General features: G+C 69.7%; 10 protein-coding genes. 9 read left to right on the forward strand and 1 reads right to left on the reverse strand.

Translation table 11 applies throughout. From position 1 onward, the window contains the following. Positions 1-75 precede the first annotated feature (75 nt). From pdxT to DBR36_RS06935, 9 genes are all read left to right on the forward strand, one after another. A complete protein-coding gene (gene pdxT, locus DBR36_RS06895; protein ID WP_108318165.1) occupies positions 76-696 on the forward strand; it encodes a pyridoxal 5'-phosphate synthase glutaminase subunit PdxT in 621 nt (206 codons plus the stop codon). Between the two features lie 10 nt (positions 697-706). Further along, positions 707-1,465 (forward strand): YebC/PmpR family DNA-binding transcriptional regulator, encoded by a 759-nt coding sequence (locus tag DBR36_RS06900; RefSeq protein WP_108318166.1) that lies wholly within the window; start codon positions 707-709, stop codon positions 1,463-1,465. 49 nt (positions 1,466-1,514) lie between these two features. After that, entirely contained in the window at positions 1,515-2,117 is a 603-nt protein-coding gene (ruvC, locus tag DBR36_RS06905; protein ID WP_108318167.1) for a crossover junction endodeoxyribonuclease RuvC, read from the forward strand. Positions 2,118-2,126: 9 nt separating this feature from the next. Then, positions 2,127-2,747, forward strand: coding sequence for a Holliday junction branch migration protein RuvA (gene ruvA / locus DBR36_RS06910; RefSeq protein WP_108318168.1), 621 nt, complete (start codon positions 2,127-2,129; stop codon positions 2,745-2,747). Then, positions 2,740-3,786 carry a Holliday junction branch migration DNA helicase RuvB gene (ruvB, locus tag DBR36_RS06915; RefSeq protein ID WP_108318169.1) on the forward strand — a complete coding sequence of 349 codons (1,047 nt, stop codon included), beginning with the start codon at positions 2,740-2,742 and terminating at the stop codon, positions 3,784-3,786. Before ruvA ends, ruvB begins: the two co-directional genes overlap by 8 nt. An 81-nt stretch (positions 3,787-3,867) precedes the next feature. Next, on the forward strand, positions 3,868-4,320 hold the full coding sequence (yajC, locus tag DBR36_RS06920) for a preprotein translocase subunit YajC (RefSeq protein WP_108318170.1): 453 nt from the start codon (positions 3,868-3,870) through the stop codon (positions 4,318-4,320). Positions 4,321-4,364: 44 nt separating this feature from the next. Then, positions 4,365-6,071 (forward strand): protein translocase subunit SecD, encoded by a 1,707-nt coding sequence (gene secD / locus DBR36_RS06925; protein WP_108318171.1) that lies wholly within the window; start codon positions 4,365-4,367, stop codon positions 6,069-6,071. Next, the gene (secF, locus tag DBR36_RS06930; RefSeq protein WP_108318172.1) at positions 6,071-7,057 is read left to right on the forward strand and encodes a protein translocase subunit SecF; all 987 of its coding nucleotides are present in this window, start codon (positions 6,071-6,073) and stop codon (positions 7,055-7,057) included. Before secD ends, secF begins: the two co-directional genes overlap by 1 nt. Before the next feature lie 90 nt (positions 7,058-7,147). After that, complete coding sequence (locus tag DBR36_RS06935; RefSeq protein WP_108318173.1) at positions 7,148-9,397, forward strand: bifunctional (p)ppGpp synthetase/guanosine-3',5'-bis(diphosphate) 3'-pyrophosphohydrolase; 2,250 nt, start codon at positions 7,148-7,150, stop codon at positions 9,395-9,397. Here the strand turns inward: DBR36_RS06935 and DBR36_RS17625 are convergent. Further along, on the reverse strand, positions 9,367-9,924 hold the full coding sequence (locus DBR36_RS17625) for a hypothetical protein (protein ID WP_181373512.1): 558 nt from the start codon (positions 9,922-9,924) through the stop codon (positions 9,367-9,369). The genes DBR36_RS06935 and DBR36_RS17625 overlap by 31 nt on opposite strands. Between the last annotated feature and the right edge of the window lie 33 nt (positions 9,925-9,957).

The following is a 9,957-nucleotide window of genomic DNA, read 5'->3' on the forward strand; positions in this document are numbered from 1 at the left end:
ACTCGCGCGGTCTCGGCGAGGCGATGGTCGGCATCAACGTCGCCGATCTGCCCGCCCCGCACCGCCTCTCCGAGCGTGGCTGGTAACGCTCCTCGCGTCGGGGTTCTCGCGCTGCAGGGCGACGTGCGCGAGCACCTCGCCGTGCTCCGCGCCCTCGGGGCGGACGCGCATCCCGTGCGTCGCCCCGAGGAGCTCTCCGCCGTGGAGGGCCTCGTCCTCCCCGGCGGGGAGTCGAGCGTGATCGACAAGCTCGCCCGCGCCTTCGGTCTCTTCGACCCGATCCGCGCCGCCATCGCGGACGGGATGCCGATGTACGGCACCTGCGCCGGCCTGATCCTGCTCGCCGACCGCATCGACGGTGCGATCACCGGTCAGCGCACCTTCGGCGGCATAGACGCCCGCGTGGCGCGCAACGCCTTCGGCAGCCAGACCGCGTCGTTCGAGACCGACCTCGACGTGCCCGCCCTCGGCGAGCCGCCGGTGCACGCCGCGTTCATCCGTGCCCCCGCGGTCGTCGAGTGGGGTCCGGATGCCGTGCCCCTGGCATCCCTCTCGGACGGACGCGTCGTGGCGATCGAGCAGGGCGCACTGCTGGGCACCGCGTTCCACCCCGAATCGACGGGCGAGACGCGGTTCCACGAGAGATTCCTCGCGCGCGTCCACCGCCGACGCGGCATCTCCGCCCCCGCGCTCTAGACTGGAAGCTATGTCCGGACACTCCAAATGGGCCACGACCAAGCACAAGAAGGCGGTCATCGACTCCCGTCGCGCCAAGTCGTGGGCCAAGCTCATCAAGAACATCGAGGTCGCGGCGAAGCTCGGTGGAGCCGACCTCCAGGGCAACCCGACGCTCTTCGACGCCGTTCTGAAGGCCAAGAAGACCTCGGTCCCCAAAGACAACATCGACCGTGCGATCAAGCGCGGCGCCGGCATCGGCGGCGAGGCCGTCGAGTACTCGTCGATCATGTACGAGGGCTACGGTCCCAACGGCGTCGCCTTCCTCATCGAGTGTCTGACCGATAACAAGAACCGCGCCGCGGCCGAGGTGCGCACCGCCCTCAGCCGCAACGGCGGCACCCTCGCCGATCCCGGCAGCGTCGCCTACAACTTCAGCCGCAAGGGCGTCATCGTCGTCCCCTCCGAGGGCACCACCGAAGACGACGTCATGCTCGCCGTGCTCGAGGCCGGCGCCGAAGAGGTCGAGCCGCACGGCGAGGGCTTCGGCGTCATCACCGAGGCGAGCGACCTGGTGTCGGTGCGCTCGGCGCTGCAGGATGCCGGCATCGAGTACGACTCCGCCGACGTCGAGTTCGTCCCGTCCCTCAAGGTCGAGGTCGACGCCGACACCGCGCGCAAGGTCTTCCGCCTGATCGACGCCCTCGAAGACAGCGACGACGTGCAGAACGTCTACACCAACTTCGACATGACCCCCGAGGTGCAGGCCGAGCTCGAGAACGACGAGTAAGGGCGCGCCCTCTCTCGTGCACACGGCCCCTGCGCTTAGCGTGGGGGCCGTGTCCCGTTCTCTGCGCGTCCTCGGCATCGACCCCGGCCTCACCCGCTGCGGGATCGGCGTCGTCGACGTCGCACCCGACCGCACCGCAACGCTCGTCCACGTGGGTGTCGCGCGCTCGGCTCCCACCGACCCGATCGAGAAGCGCCTCGCGGCCATCGCCGCCGGCATCCGCTCCGTGCTCTCGACCCATGACCCGCAGGTCGTCGCCGTCGAGCGGGTGTTCGCGCAGAACAACCGCCACTCCGTGATGGGAACGGCGCAAGCGAGCGGTATCGCCCTGCTGCTGGCCGCGGAGCACGGCATCCCGGCCGCGACCCACACCCCCAGCGAGGTCAAGGCCGCGATCACGGGGTACGGCTCGGCGGACAAGCTGCAGGTGCAGACGATGGTCGCGCGCGTCCTGCGACTCGCCGAACTGCCTCAACCCGCGGATGCCGCCGACGCTCTCGCGATCGCGCTGTGCCACGCGTGGCGCGGGGGAGCGGCATCCCCCTCGTCCGAGACGGCGCTCACCCCCGCCCAGCGGGCCTGGCGCGACGCCGAGAAGCGCCGCGGCCCCCTGCCCCGTGTCGCTCGAACACATGTACGAAGCGGCGCGTAGGCTGGTCGCATGATCTCTTCGTTGCACGGTGCGGTGGCGCACGTCGCCGACGATTCGCTGGTGGTCGTCGTCGGGGGAGTCGGGTTCTCCGTCGCCGTGACGGCGCAGACGGCGCGCGTGCTGCACGTGGGCGACGACGTCCAGCTGCACACGAACCTCATCGTCCGCGAGGACGCGCTGTCGCTGTACGGGTTCGACACCCGCGAAGAGCTCACCGTCTTCACCCAGCTGATCAGCGTGACGGGAGTGGGCCCCAAGTCCGCCCTCGGCGTGCTGTCGTCGCTGACCGTCCCGCAGATCGCGCAGGCGGTGGCGGACGATGACGACGCCCCCTTCCGCCGGGTGTCGGGCATCGGCCCCAAGACCGCCAAGCTGATCGTCGTCCAGCTCGCCGGAAAGCTCGCCGTCGTTCCCGCCGCCGCGCCCGCCACCCTCCCGACGCAGGGAGAGGTGCCGATGCAGGTCACGCAGGCGCTGATCGGCCTGGGCTGGAACGAGCGCACCGCGGCCGAGGCCGTGGCATCCGTCACCGAGAACGCCTCCGAGGCCGACCGCGCCTCGGTGCAGTCCCTGCTGAGGCTCACGCTCGCGCTGCTCGGCCCCGCCCGCAAGGAGACCGTGGGTGGCTGACGTCCGCGACGCCGGCACCCCCGACGACGAGACCGAGCTCGCGATCGAGGGAGCCCTGCGGCCCGCCTCGCTCGACGAGTTCGTCGGCCAGCACAAGGTGCGCGGTCAACTGCAGCTGCTGCTCGACGCCGCGCGCATCCAGCAGCGCTCGCCCGACCACATCCTGCTGTCGGGCCCACCCGGACTCGGTAAGACCACGCTCGCGATGATCGTCGCCCACGAGAGCGGTCGGCCCCTGCGACTGTCGAGCGGTCCGGCGATCCAGCACGCCGGCGATCTCGCCGCCCTGCTGTCGTCGTTGACGCCCGGCGAGGTCCTCTTCATCGACGAGATCCACCGCATGGCCCGGTCCGCCGAAGAGATGCTGTACCTCGCGATGGAGGACTTCCGCATCGACATCATGGTGGGCAAGGGCGCGGGAGCGACGAGCATCCCCCTCGACCTGGCCCCCTTCACCCTGGTGGGGGCGACCACGCGCGCGGGGCTCCTCCCCAACCCCCTGCGCGACCGGTTCGGCTTCACGGCGCACCTCGAGTACTACGAGCCCGAGGAGCTCGAGCAGGTGGTCCAGCGCTCGGCGTCGATGCTGGACGTCGGTCTGCCCGGCACCGCCCGGTCCGAGATCGCGCGACGATCGCGCGGCACGCCCCGCATCGCCAACCGCCTGCTGCGTCGCGTGCGCGACTACCTGGTCGTCAACGGGCCCTCCGCAGGCTCCGACGACGGTCACGCCGATGTCCGCGTGGTCGGCGCGGCGCTCGACCTCTACGACGTCGACGCGATCGGACTGGACCGCCTCGACCGCGCCGTCCTGGACGCTCTCGTCCGCCGGTTCCGCGGGGGACCGGTCGGTCTGAGCACGCTCGCGGTGTCGGTGGGCGAAGAGCCTGAGACCATCGAGTCCGTCGTCGAGCCGTACCTCGTGCGCATCGGCTTCATGGGGCGAACGCCCCGCGGCCGCGTAGCCACGCCCGAGGCCTACGACCACCTGGGGGCTCCTCACCCCGACGGGCTGCTCCGGTTCGGCCAGGGGTCATGACCTATACTCGGCGAGGGATTCCCCGACCCCCGCTAGGCAGTGCCGCACGGCGCGCCTGATTTCGAAAGGTGCACCGCCTCGATGGATATCGCCCGGTTCTTCTCCGACTACGGTCTCATCATCCTGCTCATCGGCCTGCTGGTCTTCATGTTCTACAGCTCGCGCCGCCGCATGCAGAAGCAGAAGGCCGAGCTCGAGAAGAAGGCCCGTGAGACCGTGCCCGGCGCCGAGGTGCTGCTGCAGGGCGGTCTCTACGGCACCATCGTCGACTACGACGGTGAGGATCTCGACAAGCCCGCCCTGGTCGAGATCGCGCCCGGCGTCGTCATCAAGGTCCACAGCCAGGCCGTCCTGCGCATCGTCGACCCCGTCGAGGGCGCGGTCACCGAGGACGAGTACATCGAGGCCGAAGAGGCCGAGGCCGAGTACGTCGCGGGCGTCGCCGACGGCGACATCACCTCGATCAGCGACGACAAGCGCTCCGCTCGCGCCGCCGACGCCGACCGTGACGACAAAGACCGCCCCGCGGTCTGACCGACCCGACTTTCCCGTTCACCGCCGCACAGAAAGCCGACTCCGTGGCGCCCTCAACACCCGTCCGTCACGCCTGGCGCGTCTTGACCGGATTGCTCGCCATCACCGGCGTGCTCTTCGGCATCAACGCGCTGGGCGTGTACGTCTACAACGCCAGTTCCTGGAGCCCTGAGCTCGCTCTCGACCTCCAGGGCGGCACGCAGATCATCCTGCAGGCCCAGACCACCGACGGCGCCGCGCCCGACAGCGAGCAGCTGCAGCAGGCCGTCACGATCATCCGCCAGCGCGTCGACGCCTCGGGCGTCGGCGAGGCCGACGTGGCCACCGAGGGTGGACGCAACATCGTCGTGCAGATCCCCGGCCAGGCCGACGACGCCACGCGCGAGCGGATTCAGAGCTCGGCGCAGCTGCAGCTGCGCCCCGTGCTGTTCGCCGGCTCGCCCGCCACGACGTTCGTGGGCGAGGACGGGCAGTCCACGCCGTACCCGACGCCCGACCCGAGTCTGCCGGCCACGCCGACGGCGTCGCCGACCAACGCGAGCGACCCGGCGTACATCACGCCCGCCCTGCAGGCGCAGTTCCTCGCCTACGACTGCGCCAACCCGCCGAGCAACCCCGCCCAGGCGCCCACCGACCAGCCGCTCATCACCTGCGGGCTGAACGACGGGCAGAAGTACATCCTGGGCCCCGTCGAGCTCGACGGCACCGACATCACCGACGCGACCAATGGCCAGGAGCAGAACACCGGCCGCTGGGCGGTCAACCTGGCGTTCAACGACCAGGGCACCCAGACGTTCGGCGAGATCAGCCAGCGCCTGTACGGCGCCCAGGCTCCGCTCAACCAGTTCGCCTTCGTCCTCGACGGCAGCGTTCTCTCGGCGCCCTCGATGAACGGCATCATCCTCGACGGCCGCCCCAGCATCACCGGGTCGTTCACGCAGGAGTCCTCGAAAGCCCTCGCCGACCAGCTCAAGTACGGCGCCCTGCCCCTGAGCTTCCAGGTCGTCAGCAGCGACACCGTCTCGGCGACACTGGGCTCCCAGCAGCTGCAGGTCGGCTTCATCGCCGGTCTGATCGGTCTGGGCCTCGTCGCGATCTACTCGCTCATCGTCTACCGCGCGCTGGGGACGGTGATCATCGCCTCCCTCGCCGTGATGGCGGTGCTGACCTACCTGGCGCTGTGCATCCTGGCCTGGCGCGCCGGCTTCCGCCTGTCGCTCGCCGGCGTCGCGGGTCTGATCGTCACCATCGGCTTCACCGCCGACTCGTTCATCGTCTACTTCGAACGCATCCGCGACGAGCTGCGCGACGGCAAGTCGATCACGGCCGCGGTCGAAGACGGCTGGTCGCGCGCGAAGCGGACGATCTACATCTCGAAGTCGATCAACGTCCTCGCCGCGGTGGTGCTCTACATCCTCGCGGATGCCACGGTGAAGGGCTTCGCGTTCACGCTCGGCCTCACGACGGCGATCGACGTCCTGATCTTCATCCTGTTCACCCACCCGGTGATGCAGCTGCTCGCCCGCACGCGCTTCTTCGGCTCGGGCCACCCGCTCTCGGGCATGGACCCCAACGCCCTCGGCGCCGTTTACCGCGGCCGGGCGCAGTTCCGGGCTCCCGTGGCGGATGCCGGTCGCGTCAAGCGCTCGCGCGGCGAGGCCGCCCGTCGCCAGACGATCGCCGAACGCAAGCAGGCGGAGTTGGCCGCCGCCCGCGGCGATAGCCGCTCCACGAAGGGGGGAGACGACTGATGCGCTCCATGTCGCAGCTCGGCAACGACCTGTACTCGGGCAAGACGTCCTTCCCGTTCGTCCAGCGTCGTCGCCTGTGGTTCATCATCGCCGCGGTCCTCGTGATCGGCGCCGCGCTGGTGCCGCTGTTCCGCCCCGTGCAGTTCTCGATCGAGTTCACCGGCGGTTCGCAGTTCACGGTGTCCAACCCGGCATCCTTCGATCAGGGTCTGGCGACGCAGGCCGTCACGTCGGTCGTCCCCGGTGCGACCACGCGTGTGACCACGATCAGCGATCAGGCCATCCGCGTGCAGACCGATCAGCTCGGTCCCGACGAGACGCAGGCGGTCTCGGCCGCCCTGTCCACCACGTACGAGGTGCCGCGTTCCGAGGTCACCGACTCGTTCATCGGCCCGACCTGGGGTGCGGACGTCACCCGGCAGTCGCTGTGGGGTCTGTCGATCTTCCTCGCGCTGACGTTCCTGATCCTCGCGCTGTACTTCCGCACGTGGAAGATGTCGGTCGCCGCGATCATCGGTCTCGTCGACGTCCTCGTGATCACGATCGGCGTATACGCCGTGTTCGGGTTCGAGATCTCTCCGGCAGCCGTCATCGGCTTCCTCACGATCCTCTCGTACGCGCTCTACGACACCACCGTCGTGTTCGACAAGGTGCGCGAGAACACCCGCGAGGACGGCGAGATCTCGGGGCGCACGTTCGCCGAGTCGGTCAACCTGGCCGCCAACCAGACGCTGATCCGCTCGATCAACACCACGGTCGTGGCCATCCTGCCCGTCGGTGCGATCCTCTTCATCGGCGTCCCCCTGGGTGCGCGCACGCTGAGCGACATCTCGCTGTCGATCTTCGTCGGCACGATCGTCGCGGCCTACTCGACGCTGTTCGTCGCCGTGCCGATGTACGCGCTGCTGCGCGAGAAGGAGAAGCCGATCGCCCAGCGCGACGGCCGCGTCCGCGCCGCTCGCGAGAAGGCCGGCGTCCCGGCCTGACGCCGCAACCCGCTCCCGCCCCCGCGCGGCCCGCTCACCGGGCCGCGCGGGGCATAGACTTGTCCGACTGGCCGTGAGGAAGGTGTGGCGATGACCGAGACCGCGTCCTCCGCGCCACCGCCGTCCTCTCTGCGGCGACTGGTTCCGCGCATCTTCTCGCGCGCCGCTCGCCGCGACGACGTCGACAAGCTGCTGCGCACGGTGCGCACGCACCACCCCAAGGGCGATCTCGCCATCATCGAGCGCGCCTACGCCGTCGCCGACAAGGCGCACGACGGTCAGAAGCGCCAGAGCGGCGAGCCGTACATCACGCACCCGCTCGCCGTCGCGCAGATCCTCGCCGAGCTGGGCCTCGGCCCCAAAGCCATCGCGGCCGCCCTGCTGCACGACACCGTCGAGGACACGGGCTACCCGCTCGACGAGCTCGCCGCCGACTTCGGGGACGAAGTCGCCATGCTCGTCGACGGTGTCACCAAGCTCGACAAGGTCAAGTACGGCGACAGCGCGCAGGCCGAAACCGTCCGCAAGATGATCGTGGCGATGTCGAAAGACATCCGCGTGCTGCTCATCAAGCTCGCCGACCGCCTGCACAACGCCCGCACCTGGGGGTTCGTTCCGCCGCACAAGGCCGCGAAGAAGGCGACCGAGACCCTCGAGATCTACGCGCCCCTCGCGCACCGCCTCGGCATCCAGGCCATCAAGAGCGAGCTCGAGGACCTGTCGTTCGCCGTGATGCACCCCAAGCTCTACGCCGAGATCGACAGCCTGGTCAAGCAGCGCACGCCCCAGCGCGAGCAGTACGTGCAGAACGTCATCGACGCGGTCGACGCCGACCTGCGCGAGCTCCGCGTGCGCGGTCGCGTCATGGGGCGACCCAAGCAGCTGTACTCCGTGTACCAGAAGATGGTCGTGCGCGGTCGCGAGTTCGACGACATCTACGACCTGATCGGCATCCGCATCCTGGTCGGTACGGTCCGCGACTGCTACGCCGTGCTCGGCGCCATTCACGCACGATGGACGCCCCTGCCCGGCCGGTTCAAGGACTACATCGCCACCCCCAAATTCAACCTCTACCAGTCGCTGCACACGACGGTGATCGGGCCCGGCGGTCGCACCGTCGAGATCCAGATCCGCACGAACGAGATGCACCAGCAGGCCGAGTTCGGCGTCGCCGCCCACTGGAAGTACAAGGAGCGCATGGCGGGCGGGAAGGCGGATGCCAAGGCCGTCGACGCCGACATGGCCTGGATCGCCCACATCTCGGACTGGCAGGCGGAGACTGCCGACCCGGGGGAGTTCCTCGACTCGCTGCGCTTCGAGATCGGGGCGAAAGAGGTCTACGTCTTCACGCCGAAGGGCCGCGTCATCGGCCTGCCGACGGGAGCGACCCCGGTCGACTTCGCCTACGCCGTGCACACCGAGATCGGCCACCGCACGATGGGCGCCAAGGTCAACGGCCGCCTGGTGCCCCTCGAGTCGACGCTGCAGAGCGGCGACGTCGTCGAGGTCTTCACCTCGAAGAACCCCGACGCGGGCCCGAGCCAGGACTGGCTCGGCTTCGTCAAGAGCACCCGGGCGCGCAACAAGATCCGAGGCTGGTTCACGAAGGAGCGCCGCGAAGAGGCGATCGAACAGGGCAAGGACTCCATCGCCCGCGCCATGCGCCGGCAGAACCTGCCCCTGCAGCGCCTGATGAGCCAGGACTCGTTCACCGAGGTCGCGCGGCAGTTCCACTACGAGGACGTCTCGGCGCTCTACGCCGCGGTCGGCGAGGGGCACGTCTCGACGCAGTCGGTCATCGAGAAGGTCACGGCGCTCGTCAGCACCGAAGAGACCAACACCGGTCCGATCGACATCCCCGTCGGCCGCAGCCGCGCGCCGCGCGGAGGCGACTCGGGCGTGCTGGTGCGCGGCGCCCCCGACATCCTGGTCAAGCTCGCCAAGTGCTGCACCCCGGTGCCCGGAGACGAGATCGTCGGCTTCGTCACCCGCGGCAGTGGAGTGTCGGTCCACCGCGGCGACTGCACGAACGTCCGGTCGCTGAAAGAAGAGCCCGATCGGCTGATCGACGTCGAGTGGGCCCCCACCACCAAGAGCGTGTTCCTCGTGCAGATCCAGGTCGAGGCCCTCGACCGCTCCGGGCTGCTGAGCGACGTCACCCGTGTCCTCAGCGAACACCACGTCAACATCCTCTCGGCGACGGTGTCGACCACCAACGATCGCCTCGCCCTGAGCAAGTTCGTGTTCGAGATGGGCGATACGGTCCACCTCGACCGGGTGCTGAACGCGGTCCGGCGCATCGACGCCGTCTACGACGTGTACCGCGTCACCTCGTCCTGATCCGGTTCCAGGACGCCCGCGGCGCGACGCGCGTGCGGGAATCGCGGATGCCGGGAGAGCCACTCCCTCGCGGCGGATGCGAGATCGGGCTCTCGTCGCGCCCATTCCCGCGCGAGCTCCTCATCCGCGTCGGCGCCCGAGCGTGCCAGGTCGGCGAGCGTGCGCGGTCGCGTCGAGACGTGGACGCCCGCGACGACCTCGACGTCGGCCGACGGCATCCGCACGTCGTGATACTCCGCGCGCGACCCGCTGAGCGTGCGCAGGCGGGTGGGGCTGACGCGCTGCAGGTGATGGCACGCGGGTTCGTGCGCGGTCGCACCGTGCACCCACGCCGCGCTGCCGCGGGTCGCCGCCCACCGCGAGCCCAGCAGGGTCAGCAGGCTGCGCGCCCGCATCCAGGGCGTTTCGACGGCGTCCGCGGGGATGAAGCCCTCGCCGAGGGCGACCAGGTGACCGTCGAGGCACGCGGCGGTGAGCTCGGCGAGCGAGAGACGTTCGTCGGGGAAGTAGAGGAAGGGCGACACCATCCCGCCAGTGTGGCGGGGCGATGTCGCCCGTGA

The organism is Microbacterium sp. HMWF026, assembly GCF_003061325.1.
In the GTDB taxonomy this organism is placed as follows: domain Bacteria; phylum Actinomycetota; class Actinomycetes; order Actinomycetales; family Microbacteriaceae; genus Microbacterium; species Microbacterium testaceum_E.